This window comes from Okeania sp. (assembly GCF_983059655.1).
This window is the reverse complement of record NZ_CEZPJD010000041.1, coordinates 1-22190: the sequence shown is the minus strand read 5'-3', so window position 1 is coordinate 22190 and position 22190 is coordinate 1. Positions and strand designations below refer to the sequence as shown.

19 protein-coding genes are annotated in these 22190 nt (G+C 37.4%); 9 read left to right on the top strand and 10 right to left on the bottom strand.

All coding sequences use genetic code 11. From position 1 onward, the window contains the following. Positions 1-949, top strand: a 949-nt coding sequence (locus AC3DU7_RS04670) for a WD40 repeat domain-containing protein (RefSeq protein ID WP_488038191.1), incomplete at its 5' end; no start/stop codon positions are given. Between the two features lie 390 nt (positions 950-1339). Here AC3DU7_RS04670 and AC3DU7_RS04665 read toward each other — a convergent pair. Then, entirely contained in the window at positions 1340-3856 is a 2517-nt protein-coding gene (locus AC3DU7_RS04665; protein WP_488038190.1) for a tetratricopeptide repeat protein, read from the bottom strand. Between the two features lie 235 nt (positions 3857-4091). Here AC3DU7_RS04665 and AC3DU7_RS04660 point away from each other — a divergent pair, with 235 nt between their 5' ends. Beyond that, positions 4092-4247, top strand: coding sequence for a PEP-CTERM sorting domain-containing protein (locus AC3DU7_RS04660; protein WP_488038192.1), 156 nt, complete (start codon positions 4092-4094; stop codon positions 4245-4247). 265 nt (positions 4248-4512) lie between these two features. Here the strand turns inward: AC3DU7_RS04660 and AC3DU7_RS04655 are convergent, their stop codons facing one another. Together AC3DU7_RS04655 and petL are read right to left on the bottom strand one after the other, a co-directional pair. Beyond that, positions 4513-7107 carry a hypothetical protein gene (locus AC3DU7_RS04655; protein ID WP_488038189.1) on the bottom strand — a complete coding sequence of 865 codons (2595 nt, stop codon included), beginning with the start codon at positions 7105-7107 and terminating at the stop codon, positions 4513-4515. Between the two features lie 468 nt (positions 7108-7575). Further along, positions 7576-7677, bottom strand: coding sequence for a cytochrome b6-f complex subunit PetL (gene petL, locus AC3DU7_RS04650; RefSeq protein WP_202223288.1), 102 nt, complete (start codon positions 7675-7677; stop codon positions 7576-7578). Positions 7678-7760: 83 nt separating this feature from the next. Between petL and aroB the strand changes: the two genes are divergently transcribed. Further along, positions 7761-8852 carry a 3-dehydroquinate synthase gene (aroB, locus tag AC3DU7_RS04645; protein ID WP_488038188.1) on the top strand — a complete coding sequence of 364 codons (1092 nt, stop codon included), beginning with the start codon at positions 7761-7763 and terminating at the stop codon, positions 8850-8852. 374 nt (positions 8853-9226) lie between these two features. Here aroB and AC3DU7_RS04640 read toward each other — a convergent pair whose 3' ends face one another. From AC3DU7_RS04640 to AC3DU7_RS04625, 4 genes are all read right to left on the bottom strand, one after another. Next, positions 9227-9430: a hypothetical protein gene (locus tag AC3DU7_RS04640; protein WP_488038187.1), complete on the bottom strand. Its 204-nt coding sequence runs from the start codon at positions 9428-9430 to the stop codon at positions 9227-9229. A 293-nt stretch (positions 9431-9723) separates the two neighbouring features. After that, positions 9724-10125 (bottom strand): alr0857 family protein, encoded by a 402-nt coding sequence (locus tag AC3DU7_RS04635; protein ID WP_488038186.1) that lies wholly within the window; start codon positions 10123-10125, stop codon positions 9724-9726. A gap of 550 nt (positions 10126-10675) precedes the next feature. Next, positions 10676-11191 carry an HNH endonuclease gene (locus AC3DU7_RS04630; RefSeq protein ID WP_488038185.1) on the bottom strand — a complete coding sequence of 172 codons (516 nt, stop codon included), beginning with the start codon at positions 11189-11191 and terminating at the stop codon, positions 10676-10678. Positions 11192-11510: 319 nt separating this feature from the next. Beyond that, the gene (locus tag AC3DU7_RS04625) at positions 11511-11762 is read right to left on the bottom strand and encodes a hypothetical protein (protein WP_488038184.1); all 252 of its coding nucleotides are present in this window, start codon (positions 11760-11762) and stop codon (positions 11511-11513) included. A gap of 101 nt (positions 11763-11863) precedes the next feature. Here AC3DU7_RS04625 and AC3DU7_RS04620 point away from each other — a divergent pair, with 101 nt between their 5' ends. The 3 genes from AC3DU7_RS04620 to AC3DU7_RS04610 all read left to right on the top strand — a co-directional run bounded on the left by AC3DU7_RS04620 (position 11864) and on the right by AC3DU7_RS04610 (position 12778). Beyond that, on the top strand, positions 11864-12199 hold the full coding sequence (locus tag AC3DU7_RS04620; protein WP_124144708.1) for a ribbon-helix-helix domain-containing protein: 336 nt from the start codon (positions 11864-11866) through the stop codon (positions 12197-12199). Positions 12200-12488: 289 nt separating this feature from the next. Then, a complete protein-coding gene (locus tag AC3DU7_RS04615; RefSeq protein WP_488038183.1) occupies positions 12489-12635 on the top strand; it encodes a hypothetical protein in 147 nt (48 codons plus the stop codon). Further along, positions 12629-12778: a hypothetical protein gene (locus tag AC3DU7_RS04610; protein WP_488038182.1), complete on the top strand. Its 150-nt coding sequence runs from the start codon at positions 12629-12631 to the stop codon at positions 12776-12778. Before AC3DU7_RS04615 ends, AC3DU7_RS04610 begins: the two co-directional genes overlap by 7 nt. A gap of 365 nt (positions 12779-13143) precedes the next feature. Here the strand turns inward: AC3DU7_RS04610 and AC3DU7_RS04605 are convergent, their stop codons facing one another. Both AC3DU7_RS04605 and AC3DU7_RS04600 read right to left on the bottom strand, forming a co-directional pair. Then, on the bottom strand, positions 13144-14646 hold the full coding sequence (locus AC3DU7_RS04605) for a M48 family metalloprotease (RefSeq protein WP_488038181.1): 1503 nt from the start codon (positions 14644-14646) through the stop codon (positions 13144-13146). A 129-nt stretch (positions 14647-14775) separates the two neighbouring features. Further along, the gene (locus AC3DU7_RS04600) at positions 14776-16470 is read right to left on the bottom strand and encodes a hypothetical protein (RefSeq protein ID WP_488038180.1); all 1695 of its coding nucleotides are present in this window, start codon (positions 16468-16470) and stop codon (positions 14776-14778) included. A 785-nt stretch (positions 16471-17255) separates the two neighbouring features. On the opposite strand from AC3DU7_RS04600, the gene AC3DU7_RS04595 reads away from it, so the two are divergent. Next, entirely contained in the window at positions 17256-18842 is a 1587-nt protein-coding gene (locus AC3DU7_RS04595) for a hypothetical protein (RefSeq protein ID WP_488038179.1), read from the top strand. A 191-nt stretch (positions 18843-19033) separates the two neighbouring features. Here AC3DU7_RS04595 and AC3DU7_RS04590 read toward each other — a convergent pair whose 3' ends face one another. After that, positions 19034-20236 carry an RNA-guided endonuclease InsQ/TnpB family protein gene (locus AC3DU7_RS04590; protein WP_488038178.1) on the bottom strand — a complete coding sequence of 401 codons (1203 nt, stop codon included), beginning with the start codon at positions 20234-20236 and terminating at the stop codon, positions 19034-19036. A gap of 404 nt (positions 20237-20640) precedes the next feature. Between AC3DU7_RS04590 and AC3DU7_RS04585 the strand changes: the two genes are divergently transcribed. Next, a complete protein-coding gene (locus AC3DU7_RS04585) occupies positions 20641-20802 on the top strand; it encodes a DNA polymerase beta superfamily protein (protein ID WP_488038177.1) in 162 nt (53 codons plus the stop codon). 81 nt (positions 20803-20883) lie between these two features. Beyond that, positions 20884-22190, top strand: a 1307-nt coding sequence (gene ltrA, locus AC3DU7_RS04580) for a group II intron reverse transcriptase/maturase (protein WP_488038176.1), incomplete at its 3' end; no start/stop codon positions are given.

Sequence of the window (22190 nt, the reverse complement as noted above, 5' to 3'; positions counted from 1 at the left end):
CATAGGAAGCAGTCATTTTGTTGGTTATTTTCAGATTCACCCCAAATATTTAAAATTAAGTCTGCCCAATGGAGTGTCCTTAGAAGAAACTTTTAATACAGATTCAGAAAAAGTTTATTCTGTAGTTATTAGTCAAGACGGTCAAATTTTAGCCTGTGGTAATGGTAATGGTACTATTCAAGTTTGGAATTTAGAAACAAGAGAAGAATTAGGCATAATTGAAGGTCATACTAATGATGTAGTAGCGATCGCTATCAGCCAAGATGGAAATATATTAGCTAGTGGTAGTTATGACGGGACGATAAAAATTTGGCATTTAGCAACAGAAAAAGAGCTAACTTTACAAAGTCATTTTATGCGAGTTACTTCCATTGCTATTAGTCCTGATGGAGAAAAATTAGTGAGTGGAAGTAGCGATGATTCCATCAAAATTTGGCATATTCCTACAGGTAAAATGCTACATACTTTCCGCGGTCATTCTGACAGTATTTATGCAGTTGATATTAGTCCGAATGGCAAAATATTAGTTACAGGAAGTCACAAGAATATTAAAACTTGGAATCTAGAAACAGGAATAGAAATTTACACATTAGTCGGTCATAATGGCAGAATATTATCTGTGACTGTCAGTCCTGATGGAAAGAAAATAGCCAGTGGTAGTAGCGATAAAAATATTAAAATTTGGCAGCTAGAAACAGGAAAACTTTTACGCACTTTAAGTAGTCATACTAATGATATTAATTCTGTAGTTATTAGTCCAGATAGTCAAACTTTAGTTAGTGCAAGTAGTGACCATACTATCAAAATTTGGCATCTAGAAACAGGGAAACTTTTACGTACTATCAAAGGGCATTCTCGGTGGGTTAATTCCGTTACATTTAGTCCTGATGGAGAAATTTTAGCTAGTGGTAGTTTTGATCGAACTGTTAAACTTTGGAAATTGGGATAAGAAGTTATAAGTCAAAAGTCAAAAGTCAAAAGTCAAAAGTAATATCTTATCAGCTCTGGTTGAATACTTATACCAATTCCCATGCATTATTGCTATACTTGGACAGTACTTCAGTTATTAACTAATTAGCACAAGTAAAATCAATTTTTTACTAATTTCAGCTAAGTTCATGTTAATTATTCTTGTGTTTGCTTCTCCCTGTACGGACGTTGCATGCAACGTCCCTACCCACTCCCCCACTCCCCCACTCCCCTGCTCAACAAAGTGTAGAAAAGTTTTTGAGAAATGGTATTAGGGTTTTCCTATTAAATCTAATATTTAATCTCCCCCCACTCCCTGACCTATCCGTATATCCGTGCCATAATCCGTGTGGGCCACTCCCTCACTTCCCTATTCTCTTTCAGGCAATACTAATTCTACCTCTTTAGCAATCTTTTTCGCTTTTTTCAGATACTTGTGAGCTTGTTGCTGTTGCTTAGGATGAACTTGTAAAATAGTTATACCGAAATAATAGTAATTATAGGCTTGCATAGAATAAAACTCTGTTTCTTGCAGTAACTCTTCTAAATGCCTATATTTTGTCAGAGCTTCCAAATATTTACCTTGAGTAAAAAGCCAGTTAGCATAACATTTTAGCGGATAAGCTATTGACCATTTTTCACCTTGATTGACAGATAAATCTAAAGCTTTTTCATAACATTCTTGTGCTACTTGTATTTGCTTTTTTGCAGAATAATAAATTGCCAACTCTAAAGCCAATAAACATTGTTGATTATTATCTTCTGGCTCGAGTAATTTTTGAGCTAAATCCAAAATATTCTTAGCTACTTTAAAAGATTTCATCGCATTAAAACATCTAGCAATATTCCAGAGAATATTAAACTTTTTAATCCGGTCTTCTCGCTCATTCTGATTATATTTTTGAAAAAAAATTTGAACTTCAGCTATTTGGTCATTAGTGGGATTAAATAGTAATCCAAATAGCTTTTTCATATCCCTTTTCAACTCTTGAGTAATTCCACCGAGTTTTGCATAAACTGCTGCACCAAAAAAATGACGTAAAGCTTTTCTAGGTCTATCTTTTTCCAGATAAACTGCTCCCAAACCATAAAAAGCTAAGGCTTGCCAATAGTTTTTACCAGACTTTGAGGCAATTTTATTAGCTTGTTGACAAGCCACTTCAGCCTTGTTTAAATTCCCTAGATAACGATAAGCTTTACCTGCTATTGAATAAGCAGACATCCGAGCAAAACGAATTTTTTCGTCTGACTCATCTTTTTCCCTAGTAATATCAATAATTTGTTCGCTAATATTTAGCGCTTGACTATTTTTGCCCACTTCCGAATAAATTGTTCCTAGAGGAATAAGAAGAAATGCTCTTTGTATTCCAGATAAGCGATCGATAATTTTTTCGCTACTAGCAATAAACCGTGACATATTATTCCAGAGGTTAGCTGTGCCCCTAAGATTTTCAACTTTTTCTGCTGCTAAAATCTTATATAATAAAACCTTACAGCATTCCTCAAAATCTCCAATAGCTACTAAATGCTCAATGGCTTCAAAGGCATATTTATGAGTTATTTCTGACTCAATTTCATAGACTTCGAGATAAAATTGGGCAGCAGCGCGGTTAGTCAATAACCACTCCTCACACTCTTCCTTATCTGTTTCTACTTCCTCCAACTTACCCACAATATTATCCCTAATTTCCCCCTTCAACCTTTCTCTAGCTTTAGCTTGCATTACCGGATGCAAGTAATAACCATCCTCACACCACTCAATTAAAGCGCGATCGCGCAAAGCTTTGATGACTCTTTCTCGACGGGATATTGGCACATCCCACAATAAACATAAAAGTGCTGCCTTGGGTAAAATAGGAATTTCTTGATAGCGGTAACAACCTAAACGAAAAAGGAGTCGAGCAGCTCGGGGAAGATCATCTTGGAGTTTGTCAAACTGCCCTTCAATCAAGTTTTCTAAAGTCGGATTGACAAGCAAGTCGTGGCGGTTTTCTTGCCAATATGCCTGTAAATTTCCCTCAAAATCCAGGCGGATGGCATTAGCCAGAATACACATTGCTTCCGCATTACCACCGTAAGCACAGTGTATTTCCTTTAAAGCAGCAGTATCTATCTCAACCTGGTGAGTGCAAAAAAACTCTTCCCAAGCAGCCTCACTCAACCCGCCCAAACGATAAATTTCCACCTGAACTCCAGGTTCGGATAATTGTTCGCGACTGGTGAGCAGGGTGACAGAGTTTGAATTTGGGCTAGCTAGCATCCTCAATAATTCTGCGTAGCAGCGATGTTGAGTTACAAAACGACCTCTTTGCAACGCTGGCTCCAGACGGTCGATAAGTATACCAATCTTTTGTGTACTATTTCGGAGCTTACGTCGTAACCGGTCTAAAGTAATGCCAAATTCTCTTCCTGGCTCTTCCGCAAAATAGCATTCTAACCATTCCTCTATTACCAACTCCACTGAGATGATATTTTCTCTCTCCATCGCAATATGCAATTTTATCGTCAAATCAAATCTTTGAGTCTTAAAAAAGTAGCGGGCCAAAGTAGTTTTACCTATGCCCCCTTCCCCTTGAATAAGAATCAATTTAGCTCCTTGGGCGATAAGCTGATTAAGACCATTAATAGCCTCTTCCCGGCCAACAAAATTGGAGTCTGGTACTATAGGTGTGCTTTGTTCAACTATTTCTTGCCAGTTAACATTGACAGCTTCACAAATATCTTGAAAAGTTCTTTGTTTAATGGGTTCTCTGCGCCAAAATCTTCTCAAGGTTGCTTCGGAGGTATAAGCAGCCTCTAGCCATTGGGGAGCAGCTTTTGTCCAGTTTTTCTGTTTTCTAGCCTGCTCCACTATTTTTAGTCCCTGTGGAGATGCTCTGAGGGCCATAATGTTTATTTTTAAATTGGTATTAACATTTAAATCAGACTTTTCAGGAGCTTTTATGAAACTGACTTTAGATCTATAGACAATATTTTTTCAGGCACACCCTAATGTTATTCAACTTTTGGTTCAACTTTGCCAGATAATTATGTTGTCTATACTACATTTAAATTGAAAATTTTGCTCAGTTTTGCAGTGAAATTGTACAAAAAATCAACAATTTGAATAAGTAAATGAACGGATAGGTAAACAGAAAAATGAGCGATCGCTTAAAGTATCACTTAAGACTGCTCCTGAGCCAACTGCTATTTTATCCTTTCTAGGTTTAGGTGGAATAATGCTACTTAGCAAAAAGAAACAACACAAATCAGGAAGTAAAATTACCAGTGAAATTTAGAGGTAGGTAGGGTTGGGAAAAGTAGCAAAGTCCCGCAAAGGTAAGCAAGCAAAAATATTTATATGCTGGGTTGCACCTCACTTGACCTATCTACAGCATGAGAATTAATTATCCGCTGAGTAGACCACAGTAGGGACGTTGCATGCAACGTCCCTAAAGGGTTTTGGTTATGACGATGTAGTTTATCAAGAGCGAAAAGCGCTGTAAAAAATCCTAAAACAGTTACAACTCTAATACTTTTGACTTTTAACTTCCTCGTAGCGCACTAACGACAGAGTATTCTCCTCGTCTCAGGGTCTTGCTGACAAATAGAAATTGTAGAATCAGTCTCATCTACTATCTGAATCAGCGGCGGTTCACTCGGACTTATATTCTGGGAAGATTGGCTCGGATTTACTTTCTTAGGTAAATCGCCTTCCTGTCTTGGAAATTGAAACATTTGAAAACCCTGACCTGTGGGTTTAACAGTAACTAGATAACGATCGCCTGTCCATCGCACCTTCTTAACGTCGTGAGAAAAAGCCCAAATCTGAATAAGAGGCTGACTGGCAAAATCGGAGTTGCATTCACCGAAACCACGAACATTATCTGTAAAAGCCTTTGGATCTCTGAGCGACCAAATACCAGAAATTCTTACATTTTCTTCTGCACCACTTGCACTGTAATACGACCCATAGACAAGAAAATCATTTGTCCATAGATTTGCCTTCAATAATTGTGCATCGCTTGCTCTCTCATACTTTGCAGCAAGAGACTCACTTCGCAGAAACTTAATTTGTTCCGATTCGCTATGGCGAGTCCAAGTTGCGCTTTTCACACAAAAGTCGATAGCTAGTTCTGTTCCACAGGACTTATCTTTGCTTTCATTATTCAAATAGTCAATTATTTGCTGACCAGTTAAATTGTTAATTTCCTCGATAAACCCAGTACCTGGTTCCGCTTCACCTGTAGAATTTTTGAAGAAATCAAGAACAGTCACATCTTCAGCATATTTTGCTTCACCTTCGCGATCATAATTAATCAGCAAGGCAGTTCCATCTCGTTCTAAACTGCACATAGATAAAGAAATTTCTATACTCGTATCTTTAAGAATACTCAAATTATCTACTCCACCTCTGTCTTGAATGAAGATACCGTCAGCAGTATTAGTAACAGACACAGAATATTTCAGTTGTCTAATACTAATAGCTTTTAGCATGTAAGCATCGTTGCTGCCTCCACCCCTAAGAATGCTCCGCTCTTCATTAGAAGATAAATCTGTATCAATTGCAATTATCTGATCTGCCCAAAAATTAATGTTATTTTGTCCTTCAGTAAGAACAGTGAAACCTCCTGACCATTCCCAAGGATCTAACCAGCGAGTTCCTAAACCTTCATCATCGCCTTTGGCAGATATATCTCCTAAAATCTCATAATTCCAATCTAAAAACATTGGTCCCCTGGGAGCAGCACCATCATCACCCCAAAAGCCTGGAAATAATAGCCACTCTTTACGATCGCCTAATTGGATACTCTCGGCGCGAGGCAAATTGTGTATCTGTTCAGGAGAAGGGTTAAAACTAGACAAATCTCCCTTGTGGAACTCTTGATTTGCCACACCACTATTACTGTTAAACCCTGTTATCCCTCTAAAAGGAAAACTCGCATGAGCGCCAAGCCCGACATAAACATTCGTTCTGTTACTATTGTTAGGATGCTCTAAATATTCCCAAGGAACACTCATGCCTCCTTCGCTCAGACTTAAAGGCGTTTTGACGTGCTGTGAAAATGCTACTCTTTTAGGAACTAAGTTAAAGCTTGTTAAAAAAACTGTAATACCTTCCCAGTCTCCTTGATGGGTATTAAAACCTCCATAGAGTTTCCAGTTACTACGGGGATAGTGAAAATAATAATTAATTGCAATTTCACTTTCACTTGGGTTCTCAGAGATAGAAGCATAAATTGCTGGTTCATAAACTGCTGGCTCTGCAGCACCTTTGGTAAAATTATCAGTATATTGACCGAGGTTTATAGATTGGTAGGAACTTCCAGTAATTTGCGGAGTTTTATTTCCCCAATGTTGACCCCAGGTTTCAGAAATACTAAACGGCATGGGAAAAAGTTCTGGCTTATCTTCGTTTAATTCCCCTTTATCAAAATACAAAATAGGCGCATATTTATTGATTAACTGATTAATTTGCGACTGGTCTAAGTTAGGTTCGGGGCGATCGGCAATGAATAAAGTTTTTAGCCTAGATTTTTCTTCTTCTATTTCATGAGGTACATTATTAGAAATAACGCATCTAATTTTTTGATTTAAAATGAAGTCAAACTGCTCAACAATAGGTTTTTTAGGAACCTCAATATTAGTAATTTTCACCTCATAATTACCTGGTATTAGTTCTTGTGAAAACTCTACTTTTCCAGTCAACTCACCACTAATTCCAAACTTTGCTTCTTCAATGATTTCATTTGATTCTAACGATTTCAGTATCGCTTCCGATTTTTGCGTTAAACCCCACTCGGAACTCCCTAACCCTGCTCCACCTATATTTATATTTAGCTGATATCTACCTTTTTGATCAATTTTTATCCTTAAAGTGCTATCTATTAACTTATCTTTACCCGCTGTTGCCCACCATTTAGAAATACTCTTAATGACTGCTGATGACTGATTCTGTGGTGTCGCAGCAATATGAGATTCCTCAATATTCGGTCTAGCAGCATTAACCCTACCGTAATCCCAGTCAAAAAAACAGGCCATCGAATTAAAACTTAGCAACCCACATACAAGAATTACAAGAGTTTTTTTTAATATGGTCTCTCCTAAGACAACTAAAAAACCGATCAAAGTGATAATCAAAAACCTAGATTTGTCCATAACTTACCTCAACTTAATAATTAAAAATAAATAGCGTGCACCTTGAGGATTATCTTCATAAAATAACAGTATCTGGACTTAGGCATTGGTAAGGAGTTTTGGGCGTTTGAGATTACTTTCCTGAGGGAATACTCCGTAAACACTTTCGTTTGCTGTGGCAAAGCTGTACTAACAGAATGACAGAATTACTTTATGTTGCGTAATATCATGTTCGGATAATCAGTTATAAAAAACCTTTTCCCTTTAAACTTTTCTTTTCCTTCTGCTTTCTGCCTTCCTTACTCCTAAGTGTAAGTATTCAACCGAACATAATATAGTCCTAAGTATATTGAAGTCTTTGTGTAGGGAAAATGTCTGAGTATCACAATAGTCAGAGGAAAACTGCGATCCGTCCCATAATTGCAACTTCCATACAATAAAACCCCGCCAAACTATCAAAAATCTGACGGGATAACCTATACAATTCTTCTAGATTAACTTAACAGCACGCAACCCAAACATTAAAACAGTAGCTACACCTAAGCCACCAACAAACAATACAAAGAAAGCAATAATTCCATCAACAGTCATTAACTTTTCTCCAAAATGGCGAATAAAACTATAAAATTAAGTCTAATATTTAATGTTCAAAATAGCAAAGTCTGAAATTATCCATGGCATCCATCACCGTTCAACTACCCTCCAAATCCTATGAAATAGCGATCGCTCCTGGCAACCTCGACCAACTTGGCCAAAAAATGCAATCCCTCAACTTGGGTAAAAAGGTCTTGCTGGTCTCCAACCCAGAAATATTTGGTCATTATGGCTCTAGAGCGATCGCCTCTCTCCAAAAAGCGGGTTTTGATGTTTCCCACTGCACCCTCCCTGCTGGAGAACAATACAAAAACTTTCAAACCCTAAACAATATTTACGATGCAGCTTTAACACACCGTATCGAACGGTCTTCGACAATGGTCGCCCTGGGGGGTGGAGTCGTTGGCGATATGACTGGGTTTGCAGCAGCGACTTGGTTGCGGGGTTTGAATGTAGTGCAGGTTCCCACTTCTCTATTAGCAATGGTGGATGCTGCTATTGGGGGAAAAACGGGAGTCAATCATCCCCAAGGTAAAAATCTCATCGGTGCTTTTCACCAACCACGTCTAGTGTTAATTGACCCAGAAGTATTAAAAACTTTACCGGTGCGTGAGTTTCGAGGTGGAATGGCAGAAGTTATTAAATATGGAACTATCTGGGATGCGGAATTATTTGCCAAAATGGAGAATAGTCAAAAGCTTGATGAAATTAATCATCTTACGCCGGGGTTATTAGAGGAAATCTTGATTAGATCTTGTCAAAGTAAGGCTGATGTGGTAGAGAAAGATGAAAAAGAATCGGGATTAAGGGCAATTTTGAATTATGGTCATACTATTGGTCATGCAGTGGAAAGTTTGACTGGTTATACTATGGTGACTCATGGTGAAGCGGTTGCTATTGGGATGGTGGCTGCGAGTCGGTTGGCGGTTGAGTTGAGGATGTGGGATGAACAGAGCGATCGCCGTCAGTTAACTTTGATAGAAAAGGCTGCTTTACCGACGAGGTTACCGAGTGGGTTGGATATTGAGGAAATTTTGATTTCTTTGCAAACGGATAAAAAGGTTAAAGCGGGTAAAGTTAGATTTGTGTTGCCGACTGGGGTGGGTGTGGTTAAGATTACAGACCGGGTAAGTGCAGATGTATTAAGGGGAGTCTTGGCAGGAATGGGTTGATGAAGTCAGAAGTCATTTCAGTTATCAGTTATCAGTTCTCAGTACCTCTGCCTGTTTACGCAGCATTGCGTAGTAAAGTATTGGGATTGAAATATTGAACTTGATTTTTTTTCATACCCTTGAAAGGGAAAGCAATTGACCTTAATTTTTTGGTCAGAAGTTAGAATTCAGAAGTTAACTAGGACTTGCTGAAATTGTTATTCAATATGATTAAGTGATAACCAAAAATCTTAATTCTTGTAGGTTGGGTTGAGGAACCGTTAGCGGAGCTTATCCGTTAGGATAAACCCAACATTTTTATAATTTTATGCTAATATTTCATCATTATATACAGTTTTACCCACAAATTTAATAACCCATATTTTACGAAACAATCAACCAGAAAAACTATTTTCAATAGTATAAATTAAAATGCCAAACAAAGATTCCAAATCCCCAATAAAATACTCACTTATATCAATCTCAACTTGATTTTTGATCAACCTTAAAAACTTCCAATTACTCCCTGTTGTAACAATTCCATAAATACAATAAATTTGATTATTTTTTTGTTTGTCAAACAACTGAGCTGCCACCATTTCCGCAATACACTGAGCTAGTGCAGATTTAATATTATCGTTTTTGCCTCAACAATTGTCACTACAGGAGCGGTTACCTCTAACTGTTAAAGAAGCTAGAAAAATCTCATAAATTTATTGTAGCCAACTAAACTTTTTTTATTCAACTATTTTCAGATTTATCATCTTTCAAAATCGTCTTTGTAAAGCGATCGCATTCCTGACACAAAAGAGAATATTGCCTGAAATTCTTGTAGAGATGTTTCATCGAACATCCCTACATTATTACTTCTACATATTGCCTATTGACAATTTTAATAATCACTGGCTTCCTGACTCACTGAAGCATTTGCCTTAGTCGCTTGCCATAGCTTAAAAAGTAACAACTCAATCCGATCGCTCAACGCAGTGATAAAAATTCCATTCTCATATTCTGGATCTACTGTTATCCAAGTTCCTCCTAAACTAACTTCCACAAACTCATCATCAGCAACACAGAGGGCAATCTCATCTCCACCCTCTTTTTGCACAGCTACCTCCAACATTGACAACTCAGGTAAATTTACAGGTAGCAAAAAAGCAGCAGAACTTGGTTCAACTACAATTTTTTGACCAACTCGCATAGCCAAGATTACCCGCAGTGCTACCAACTGTTCGGGAGATTGAGCCAAACGCTCCATATAAAAGCCAGATTCAGTATAAGTTAACTTTAGCATTCCCCTTGGTCTCTCCTTTTTTTATTGGAAGAGCTTCGGATGTTATTGAGTAATTAATCTATAACTCGAAACTCAAAACTCTTTGCAGTTATTGAAATTAGTTTTGTTAGCAATATCTGGCGCTTAACGAAGTCAGAAGTCAGAAGTCAGAAGTTGTTTTTGTAACGGGAATTTTGAGCAACCCTCCAAAAACATTTCGCCTTAGAGGATATATGAAAAGTTTTTTGATACTGAATTTTGCCCCTCTATCCTTCAACTTTGGGGATTCTGCTCCCCGAGCAAGCCAACTTTGGGGGGAATCAGATAATTTGCTTCTCAAAGTCTCCCAACTTTGGGGGATGCGCGGGGGCTTGGATGGACTTCTCAGACAACCTCTTAAAAGGCGGAGTTTTAGACTCAATTATTTTGATAATTGTTTGACCTTTTTCCGATCATTCCAATCATTTCTGCTCAAAATAACGACACCAAAATTTAGTTCTAGGAAGTAACTAGAACTAACGAAAATTATAGACAACTTTTTAGATCTGCTTCAGTAAAAAAATAAGACCTTCTAAACTTCGTGTTGTCGTTCGCGCCAGAACTGTTCAGCAAATGCAATAGTCGGATGTATTGGTGTTTTCGGTTGGTGTGATAATTTCATCCCTGCCTCAGTAGGAGTACGATTACCTTTCATTGCATTGCACCTTTCGCAAGCCGTAACTACATTATCCCAACTATGTTTACCACCCCTAGACCGAGGAATAACATGATCTAAGGTGAGACGTTTAGTAGTCCCGCAATATTGGCAACGGTGATGATCCCTCTTTAACACTTCCCTACGATTGACTGGAGGAACTTTCCACACTCGTTCTTGGGAGGCCATTGTTAGGCGAATTTGTTCCGGTACATATAAGACCAAACTAGGAGAACGCACAGCCCAGCCACTACCATTATCAAAATCTAGAGGTTCAGCTTTGCCAGTCACCAACAGAGCGATCGCCCGTTTGATATTAATGCGGGTCATTGGTAAGTAGTTCTTAGAAAATACGACTACAGATTGGTTTAATACTTGAGTCATGCTGGTCACTGCTTTACCTCCTAAATTTTAGATTTTAGATTTTTTCTAGCAACTGGTTTTTCAATTAACTAGCTATCAACTATTAGCACTTCCCTACGGGATGCTACGCAAACAGCACTTCAGCCTAAAAATTTGCACATATAATTAGGTATCTGTTTGAGCAGTCCCCGCCAAGCTGACCGCTGAGTGCTGAACTGCGTTAATGCTTTTTAATTGTCCGAATTCAAAAATTAATTTTATTTTTCTATTTCCCGGTCCTATTTAAAACTAACAGCCCCTGCTTCTATTTCTTCGGAAGCGGGGGCTAGAAAAAAGATTTTTATACCTTTTAGTCTGACTTATGTACAGATTTTTTTTGTCTGTACCTCCCGCTTCTGATGAATTGATTTGACCTAATATCTGGCCCTTCAATCTGAAAAATATGATTAAATTTTTCGAGTAGCTCTAAACCTCCATAATCAATGCCAAAGTTATTTCCATCACATAATATTGTTCCCAACATCAGCCATGAAATAGCCCCACAACCCTTAAATAGGTTGTTTTTTGACTGATCGATGCCTTGAATAAATGAATGGTTCACAGGAAAGCTCTCAAAAAGTTGGGGTTTCAAATCTAACCTTTTTTATACTACACTAATATTACAGAGATGTCTACCTAAAAATTTTAAGGAGAAAAAAAATCATGTACACAATTCCCAGAACTTCAACTACTGATATGGAAGTTACTAGCATTCGTTTGGAAAGGGAGTTAAAGGATAGACTGAAAAGACTAGCTAATAATAAAGGCTATCAAGCTCTGATTCGAGATATCCTCTGGAACTATGTTCAGCAAAAGTCTGGAGATTATCGGCCACAGTTTTCCCATTCAGATATTCGAGCTAGTCTACCTGCAACGGCCCAACAGGAGGAACGATGTGTGCTTACTGGCAAAGTGATACGAGCAAATGAATCTATGTTATTAGGACTTACGAATAATGGTGATATGGTGCCCCTCAGTATAGATAGTATGGACGATTAAATAAATTTTATATTGGTGATGGGCGATGGGCAATTGAGAAGTATATTTAAAGATGACGACGCCCAAATTTATTTTTTGTCTGTTTGCCCATCACCTGCTATTTCAGTTATGTGTCAAAACTTGAGAAAAGGTCAAAGGTATAGCAAGTATTATTTACACCTTCAGACAAGCTCTGCTAACCTTGAGTAAAGTTATTCAATGTAAGTAATGGCCAAATTTCACGGTTCCTTAACAGGGATAGAAGTCAAAATTGAATACCATCCTGCAAACACAGAACTCGGAGAATTATATGAATCCTGGAAACGATCTGCTGTTAATAGAAAACCAAGATTTTTTGCGCCAAGCTACCCACATTCATTTGACAGGTCATAGAGAATTTGATGAAGAATCTCATGGCAAATCTTGTATTCGCCTAGCGTGTGTGGAAAAATGTTAGTTTTTCCACATATTCGAGAATCTGAATATTCCCAACTGTGGTCTGTTAATTTTTCTCCCTGCAAAACTGGTTTAGTCGAAACTAGCCCCACCGATGATAATGAATTTGGTATTAAACTTCATAGCACTGTTCATAATAGATAGGGTTTGCGCTTCACTAGTCTTTTTGCGCTCGGCAGGGAGTAGGGAGTAGGGAGTAGCTAAGAATCAAGAGTTGGAGGGAGTTGTAGAGGAGGTAGTCAGAAAAATTATCCCTTGCCAACTCTGCCCAACTATATGCCAGAATACTCACTTTTGAGCTTTCTGAGGCGAAAATCAGGTATTTCTGATCTAAACAGGCTAAAACCAATATCAGTAAAGACTTTGATATTTAATCAGCAAACCCTAGATAGACTACAGTTAGTATGGGCCACCCAAAAATATTTTTCTACTCCCTACTCTCTATTCAAAAATAATTTTGTAGTCTACTTAAATAAAAAGCGCTGTAATTATTCAGTAATTGGGAATTGTCACTTTAATTTTTCCTGAATTTCTCTATGTTTTTCTATCCCTTCAAAAGCATAACGATTGTAACCATTATATTCAATTAATTGTTCGAGATACTCAACCCGATCATCTGACTGAGGGTGAGTTGAAAGAAAACCCAAAGAACGTTTACTACCTTTTTTTTCATCCAGAGTTGCCATAAAATTTCGCAAACCATCAGCAGCATAACCAGCAGTAGCTAAAACACGGGTACCAACAAGATCGGCTTGACGCTCATTACTCCGACTGTACTGTAAACTAATTAAACTTGCAGCGATGTTGCTAATAGGAATATCAGTTTTTAACGCATCACTAACAATTTCCCCTGCACTATCATACAAATTATTAGTCACAACTCTTTGAAAACCGTGAGAAAGAACCGCATGAGCAACTTCATGGGTAAGTAAACCTGCTAATTCTGCTTCGGAATTAGTATTAAGAATTGATCCCGTATTAACAAATACTTTACCTCCAGGTAAAGCAAAAGCATTGAGAGACTTGTCTCGCACTACATAAAATTCGTATTCAAAATCATCTCTACCCATTAACTCTGCAATGGAATTACCAATTTTAGTTACATATTCGACTACCTCCTCATCTTCTACAAGTGACAGTTGTCTCTTATACACATTTGCTGCTCGACTGCCTAAACCTGATTCTCCTTGCAGCATCAAACTACCCATTTTCAAAGTTTCGCCTACAACAGTTCCCACTACGTTACAATTACCAAGCAAAGCACAACCACCAACTCGAACAGCAGTTCCAAAGAGACCTTTGCCTACCATTTGTCCCTTAATTCTATCCTGGAATTTGTCAAAGTTATCGTCGGCAATTTCTAGAAACTTTTCTGCTTCTGGATGATCTGGGTTAACTAAGACAAATTGACGAGCTGCGATAGATGCTTGTAAATAGTCTTTTTCTTTTCTGAGTGCTTTTACATGAGCTTCAACTATTTCTACTGAGTCAGGTAAGATACTGGCAGCTTTCTCCAATACTTGCAGAGCTTCTTTTTTCTTTTTATTCTTTTGTAGTGTTTCAGCTAACAATAGATGACCGGGAACAAATTCCGGATTTTGTGCTACAAATTCTTGCAACATTTCCAGGTTATCATTTTTATCAGCATCTTTTTTTGCTTCTTCCCACTGGGTTTGAATTTCGGTTGGTAAATCTTCAACTTTGTCTATGGGGTCTGGAAACATGGTGTTTTGATGAGATTCAAAAGGTGCTTTGACTTTCCGGTAAAGTTCTTCTGCTGCTTCTCTGTCTCCTTGCTCATAGAAAAAATCTGCTTTGATTAGGGTTTTGTAGGGGTCTTCTGGTTCAATTTCTGTTTCAATTTCAGTGGGAGTGGGTTCTATTTCGCTAGTTGTTTCTTGTTGCTGGTTAGTGGGTGTGGGGTTGGCGATCGCTATTTGCCATGATAAACAGATTTTCAGGAGTATGACTAAAAGTAGAGTTAAGATAAATAATTTGTGTGTTTTTTTCATGGTTGAAATTCTCCTTGATCGCATTATTAAAATTCAATTTTTAAGACTTCTTATTTTAGAATTGAAACACCAAAAATGACGTTTTTTATAGTATTGCATTGGCACATTTACTGATTCAGCAAAATACTTCTACTCTGGTAGAGTAGACATTTTATTAGATAACATCTCCCCCACTTTTTTTATCAATTTTTTATCGACTTTCCCCCATACATATCCAGACAACCACTCATTTAATGTAGGATGTCTTCCTGTACCTTCTCCCCAAGTAATAACGTATATTTTTCCATTTTTTTCAACAATTTGTCTAGTAATTTTACCAGGGTGTAAAACATGATTTTTTCTCGTGTAATTTGTTATAGACTTATTATTCTCATTGATAGTTGTTCTGATAGTATCTATATTAAAACCCAACCCCCACCAACTCAATATATTCAAGTCTGTTGTTTGGCAATGCTCAACTTTTTCTTGACTTTCGTCAGTTGGTGCAATAAGTTGTTTATTACTGACCATGACTCTAAAAACAAAATCAATATTACAACCCTGAGTGTTAAGAGAGCAAACTTCATTTTCTACTGGATAAAAATGATAGTTTTTATGGTTTTGATCGTAGGAAGCCTGTATTTCATCATCACCACAAGGAGCGTTTGCTATTGCACTTTCGGAACAAGAAATTACATACCACCATCGAGTATCTGGATTACTGTTTCCAATTAACTTTACTCCCACATATTCTGCATTATCGGGCAAAGTAAATCTTTTTTGATGTCGTTCTGATTTAGGACCATCAGAGTAAATTGTTTTACCATCTAAATACAATTCAATAGTGTCAGGAATATCAAAAAACTCGTATTCTAAAGCAACTTTACGATTAGCACCCCTGGGGATTTCAAATAAATCGCTTCTAATTTCACTAGCGCCATTTACCCGCTTTTCATTACATTGAACAGCTCGTTCACAGCTAGCAATAGATAGAGATTGTCTAGAATTAATATTATTTTTTAATCCCGCAGAAGTGGCAGCTAAAACTAATCCAATATTTCGAGTAATTTGAGTTTCACTAGAAGAGAGTTTATTTCCCTTTCCCCCAACAATATCAGCTATTTTACCTAACTTTGAACTAACACTTTGATTGCAGTTAGATGATGTTAATAACATCGGTTTAGTAGTAGCAATTAAAGTTTCTTTAGTTAGATTTGCCTGGGACAAATCAATAGTTTCTATTATTTGACTATCAGGTGATTTAATAATAGCTTGAGTGTCAGTAAATTCTCCTTGATTGCCATCAGCTAGAACAACTTTTGATAATTTATTGTTTTGGAATTCGACTTGAAAATTGTTGAGATTTTCAGGTTTAGCTCTGTCCATAACTATGCGATTTTTTTCAGTTAATTTACTCTCATCAATGACAGCTAGATTTTGAAATTTGATTCCATATAATTGAAAGCTGGCATTGGGTAAATTAATTGTATAAATTTGTTGAGCTTTGGTTGAGGGAGAAATCAGGGAAATTTCTCTTTTACCAGAACTAAAAGGCATTTGAGTAGTAATCAAAAAATCCTGTGGTAATGCCTGTTGCAAATCCAAATTAATATTTGGTTTTCTAGCTCTGGGTATTTGTCCTATAGTGGTTGACACTCTAGTTATTTCAGTATTAGTGGGAGATAAAGTTGCATGGGCAGAATTACTAAAGTTTGCATAACATCTCACTGAATTAAAACTAAGTAAGCCACAGAGGAGAATAGAGAAAGTTTTATTTAGTATAGTTTCCCCTACAATAGCTAAAAAGCCGATAAAAGCGATAATCAAAAACTTAATTTTGCCCATAAATGACCTTACTTATACTATTTATCAAAAGTCTTGCTACATCTATATCACGCTCAACAATGTTGCTGAACGACGAATGATAGCTGCCTGCCACTTTACGCTTAGTGACTGCCACAAGCAATGACCGTTTTGCCCAATTGTTATCGGGATGCACTTGAGGATAGTCTAAGAAATAGTCCTTTGAGTAGTTCTACTTCTTCAATCAGTTTTTCTATATACTTGTTACTGTTGCCAAAGCAGCTCTAGTGGAACTGCTTTGGACATTAGTTCTAGGTCTTTTCAGTCTTTTGAGATATCTGGTAACTTGAAGTTCATTTATCTATACTACAGAGCTTTCCCTTCTTGTCAACCTTTATGCCTGAAAGTTTAGGTCTTTCCTGTTAACAAAGTAAGTATTTCTATGGATGTAGGAAATAGGTCATAGGGAGTCTTTTTAATTCTAAATTTTTAAGAGAATAGTATCGATCAATTAATTGACTTTTGGAAATAAATATCTTTACTATATAGCAATCCTAAATAGGTTGCGACAAATCAAAAAGTAGATAAAAAAACTGAAACTCTTACCTGTTACCAGTTAAGTGTTCCTTCTCTTTGTCAGCATTCCGCAAGCGAGCTGACGGCGACGTGGGGTCTGACCGCTCTCTTGGTCGATTGGATATGGCGAGGAGACCTCGCCATCCCTCGACCGCTATTCCCTAAAAAGCAGTAATATTTTTGACACGAATAAAATAGGATTGCTATATTACCAAGAAGTATAATTTAAACAATAGAAATAGTTATTAACTATGAATATCAATCAAGAATTTATTTATGCCCCTAATATTCGCTTATTTACTTATCATTTAAAAACGGTAAATTTGACGAATTACCAAAAGTTTGAACTAGAAATTACAGACATTCAAACTTTCTATCAAATCCTCTTAGATTATTATGGCGGATTGGACCAAAGCCAGAGTCCATCAAAATTAAAATTACGCTCTGATTTTTCCGACTTCCTCAACTCTGGTCTGCCTAATTTAGACTTAATTTATCATCCTCAAGGCAGAGGTCGTCAAAGAATTACTCTGGCAAATAACTCCCCATACAAAGGATTTATTTATCCTCAATTTCTCAATGATACATATAGTTTTTCTCTCACCATTTATCATCCCCAAAATCCAGGAAAAGACAAAGTTTCCTTTGCCGACTTATCTCAATTAAAACCACCCCGTCAATTTTTTTCAGGAATTAATCATAACTCAGACCAAAAATTACAAAAAACACAAAAAAAAGCCTTTTGGGGAAGCACAATAATGTTAAGCGGTTTTCTCCCAGAAAAACCCGAAACTCCCGCAAAATTAAAACCCCTTGCTGACTGTTACTTACAAAATTTTCTTAATCTAGAAAACCTCGAAGATGCACCACCCTTTTATACAAGTGGCGAACTTCTAGATGGCTATATTTACGAATATCAAAACCCCAATAATTATCATCCCTACGGACACATAATTATCCTATTTATCTTTGCCGAAATTACCACAGAAAAACTCAACAAAATTCAATGGGATTTACCAGAACTATTTTTGTACCATCACAAAAATAAGCAAAACTTTGCCGATAGCAAAAAAGAATATAAAACTGCCCTAGAAGATATCAAAAAAATCGAAGAGATTATTCAAAAATTTCCAGTTTATCTTCCTACTATTGGAGAAGAAAAATTGAGAATTGAAAGTGCCGAGTCAAGAGCAATATTAGCCACTTCCAACTCCGTAGAAATATTGCATAATTCCCTACCTATCCCCAACTCCTCCACCCTTTCAGACCAACAACTAAAAAACCTCAAACAACAAATCAAAAATCTCCTAGACCTCTCCCTAAAAAATTCCCAATACCTCCGCAGTTTAGGGAACTTTCAAAACACAATAGATATTAACCGTGAAAACTATCTCAACAAAATTAACCGCCTAGAAAAATTAACCCAGAGCCAACTAAATATTTGGCAAGACTATGCCAACCTAGACTTTCAACGCTTCCAACGACAAATTCAAGCAGACCTAACCTATCTCCATCAAGGCTCACTTTTACTAGATAGAGCGATCGCTACTATTCGCGGTTTAGTAGAAATAGACCAAGCAGAACGAGACCAACAACGACAAAAAGCTGAACTATTACTCCAAGACAACATTCAAGCGATCGGTCTAGGGGTAGGAACAGGAGCCATTCTAGCCTCAACTTTCGGTTTAGTCACCCAACCTGCTACTTGGCCATGGCAAAAAAACCATAGCTTGCTTCCTCATCCTTTTCCAGCAGCAGTTGTGGTTAGTAGTTTAACCGCTTTGGTGGTATGGAAATGGACAAAAGATCATTTAGAGAAAAAGCGCAATTTAAAGTAGTGGACTGACACGCCTAAAATGGTGCAATAGTAGGGGCGGGTTCCGCGTTAAGTTAATGGTGTCACCCAGGACTGAGTAAACCCGCCCCCTTATTAAAAATTATAAATCAGAAATAAAAAATATATTCATTACTATTCTGACATACGCAATAGTAGATTGACATCCTCCCCAGCCTAAAGACGTGGGGATTCCTACTGAGCCGTAGCTCCTCGGCGAGTTGACCTTTCACAGGCTGCTGCTACTTTTGCAGTAGTCTTACGCTTGCCTCCACGTCCGTTTAATGTCTCGGACTGCCCGCCCGCGACTAATATATTTATTGCTGCATTTTCGTCTCTATCATGTTTTGCACCGCAGTTGAGACACTCCCACTCTCGCACCTGAAGGTCTAATTTTCCACCTTTAAAGCCACAATTTGAGCAAATTTGAGAGGTCGGTTCCCAACGACTAATTACTCTAAAATCACGACCATATTTTTCTGCTTTTCCTTCTAAGAGTGTCCTGAATTGCCTCCAACCTAAATCTGATATCGCCCTGGATAATTTACGGTTTTTCACCATGCCAGAAACGTTTAAATCTTCTAAAACAACTGTTTGGTTTTCACGAATTATTTCAGTAGATAATTTATGTAGAAAATCTGTCCTTGTATCTTTCAGCTTGGCATGGAATTTAGCTACTCTAACCCTGGCTTTTTCATACCTTTTAGAGCCTTTAGTTTTATGAGATAATGACTTACTTAACTTTCTTAATTTCTTAATTCGTTTCTTCAGTGGCTTAGGAGCATCAACCTTTGTACCATCACTAAATGTAGCAAAGGTTTTAATACCTAAATCTATGCCTACTGAATTATCAGTTTGAGGTAAGATTTCTGGTTGTATTTCTACTACAAAACTCAAGAAATATCTATGAGCTGAATCTTTGATTACTGTTACTGATGATGGAGGAGCAGGTAACTCTCTTGACCAAACTATTTTCAGCTTTCCAATCTTAGCCAAATAAACTTTGTGTTGACCAATTTTAAATCCTCCCTTTGTAAACCTAGCAGTTTGCTTTGACTTTCTACTTTTAAATTTAGGAGGTTTAACAGGTCTACCTTTTCTCTTGCCTTGAGTTGATTTAAAAAAGTTTTGATAAGCCTGGTTTAAATCATTCAATGATTGCTGCAATGGTATGTTAGAAACCTCTGACAACCATTCTCTTTCTTCAGTCTTTTTAGCTTGAGTAATAAAAAGCTTTTGTAGTTCTGAATTAGTAGATTTCTTTTCTCCTGATTTATACCTATGTTGGCAGTAAGCTAGACTATCATTCCAAACCACACGGACACAGCCAAATAGCTTGGCTAATCGGTATTTTTGTCCCGGTGTTGGATATATACGGTACTTAAATCTAGCTTTCATAACTTAAGTTTCAAACTAACAAAATAATAACATATTTATACACAAAAATCAACTAAAAAGCTGCCCTAGAAGGGCGAGGCTTGAAACCCAATTTTTCGGTCAAACCCTCCCATCAAACTACTTTCAAAAGTCAATGGACACAAGCAACAACGATTATTAAAAATCAGAAATAAAAAATATATTCATTGCTGTTGCGACATACGCAATAGTAAAAAATTGCACTATCACAACAGCCACTCGACATCTTTACTGGCAAGAATATCAATTTTATACTACATTAGTAATATAAGTAATACGCGAAGCGATCGCCCAGAGAAAAAGCTATTAAAAAAAAGTTTTGGGAGTCTTCTGATATAACTTTTGACTTTTGACTTTTGAATTTTTACTTCTGACTTAATTTAGAGATGAATAGAAAAACAGTAGAATCAGGATTAATATTACTCGCTCTGACAGGTTCTCAAGCTTACGGTACTTCGACACCTTCATCAGATTGTGATTATAAAGGAGTTTTTATTGCACCGAAAGATTATTATTTAGGCTTCAAAGTGCGACTCGTTGGCCACTAAACCAGGAAACTGGGTATAAATGGCCGTTCCAAGTCAATACATGAGGACAACCTCGACTTGTGAATAACTCTTATTACCTTGGTGGTGAAATTCCATCCGCCTCGTTGTTGGGTTGACAGTATAGGCCACACTGGTGAGAATGAACATCAAACTGGTGAAGCTGGTCTAAAAGCGGAAAAATACCAGTTACCAGGAACGATACCGCGAGCAAAGGCTGACAAGTGGACGAATAGGAAGGTAATTAAACTCTCGTTACTAAAAACCGTTCCAAAGGTAGCTATGGAGAGATTTAACTTGGTAGACTTATTAAACTCACGTTATCTTAAAGCAAGTCCTACCCGTAGAGTCTGGATACCAAAACCAGGACGGGATGAAAAGAGACCTCTTGGAATCCCTACGATGTGCGACCGTGCATTACAAGCTCTGGTTAAGTTGGGTATGGAACCAGAGTGGGAGGCTAGGTTTGAACCTAACAGCTATGGTTTTAGGCCAGGACGGTCAACGCATGATGCTATTGTCGCTATTTATACCAGTATCAAACGCAAACCTAAATATGTACTGGACGCGGATATATCAAAATGTTTTGACCGAATTAACCATGATGCGCTGTTGAGAAAAATAGGTCAATCTCCTTACAGACGGTTAATCAAGCAATGGTTGAAGTCTGGAGCATTTGACAATAATCAATTCTTAGAATCTGTGGAAGGTACACCACAGGGAGGGGTAATAAGTCCCCTGCTAGCAAACATCGCCCTGCACGGTATGGAAGAAAGGTTGATGGAATTTGCCAAGATCTTAGACATGAAAAACTGTAATGGTCAACAAATAGGTTGGCGTGATAAAATAAAAAGCCTTTCACTAATACGCTACGCTGATGACTTCGTTATCCTACATGAAGATATCAAAGTAGTCCTGCAAGCAAAAACCGTAATACAGGAATGGTTAAACCAGGTAGGATTAGAACTAAAGCCAGACAAAACCAAAATTGCCCACACCTTAGAAGAACATGAAGGGAATAAACCCGGATTTGACTTTTTAGGCTTTACTATCAGGCAATGGAAGGTCAAGTCAACCAAACAAGGATTTAAGACTCTGATTAAACCATCCTCTAAGAGTATCAAAACTCACTACCGGAAACTGGCAGATATATGTGATTCTCACAAAACTGCCCCTACTAAAGCTCTAATAGCTAAATTAAATCCAGTAATAAGAGGATGGGCTAAATATTTCTCAACTCAAGTCAGTAAAGAGGTTTTTAGTAAAATAGACAACCTCCTATGGGCAAGAATATGGAGATGGGCGAATAGAAGGCATCCAAATAAGTCGGCCAAATGGGTCATTTCAGTTATCAGTTATCAGTTATCAGTTATCAGTTATCAGTTATCAGT

Bases quoted from the DNA above. Each gene is read 5' to 3' on its own strand.
- AC3DU7_RS04665 (WP_488038190.1), bottom strand. From the start codon at position 3,856: ATGGCCCTCAGAGCATCTCCACAGGGACTAAAAATAGTGGAGCAGGCT.
- AC3DU7_RS04655 (WP_488038189.1), bottom strand. From the start codon at position 7,107: ATGGACAAATCTAGGTTTTTGATTATCACTTTGATCGGTTTTTTAGTT.
- petL (WP_202223288.1), bottom strand. From the start codon at position 7,677: ATGACTGTTGATGGAATTATTGCTTTCTTTGTATTGTTTGTTGGTGGC.
- aroB (WP_488038188.1), top strand. From the start codon at position 7,761: ATGGCATCCATCACCGTTCAACTACCCTCCAAATCCTATGAAATAGCG.
- AC3DU7_RS04640 (WP_488038187.1), bottom strand. From the start codon at position 9,430: ATGGTGGCAGCTCAGTTGTTTGACAAACAAAAAAATAATCAAATTTAT.
- AC3DU7_RS04635 (WP_488038186.1), bottom strand. From the start codon at position 10,125: ATGCTAAAGTTAACTTATACTGAATCTGGCTTTTATATGGAGCGTTTG.
- AC3DU7_RS04620 (WP_124144708.1), top strand. From the start codon at position 11,864: ATGTACACAATTCCCAGAACTTCAACTACTGATATGGAAGTTACTAGC.
- AC3DU7_RS04615 (WP_488038183.1), top strand. From the start codon at position 12,489: ATGAATCCTGGAAACGATCTGCTGTTAATAGAAAACCAAGATTTTTTG.
- AC3DU7_RS04610 (WP_488038182.1), top strand. From the start codon at position 12,629: ATGTTAGTTTTTCCACATATTCGAGAATCTGAATATTCCCAACTGTGG.
- AC3DU7_RS04605 (WP_488038181.1), bottom strand. From the start codon at position 14,646: ATGAAAAAAACACACAAATTATTTATCTTAACTCTACTTTTAGTCATA.
- AC3DU7_RS04600 (WP_488038180.1), bottom strand. From the start codon at position 16,470: ATGGGCAAAATTAAGTTTTTGATTATCGCTTTTATCGGCTTTTTAGCT.
- AC3DU7_RS04595 (WP_488038179.1), top strand. From the start codon at position 17,256: ATGAATATCAATCAAGAATTTATTTATGCCCCTAATATTCGCTTATTT.
- AC3DU7_RS04590 (WP_488038178.1), bottom strand. From the start codon at position 20,236: ATGAAAGCTAGATTTAAGTACCGTATATATCCAACACCGGGACAAAAA.
- AC3DU7_RS04585 (WP_488038177.1), top strand. From the start codon at position 20,641: ATGAATAGAAAAACAGTAGAATCAGGATTAATATTACTCGCTCTGACA.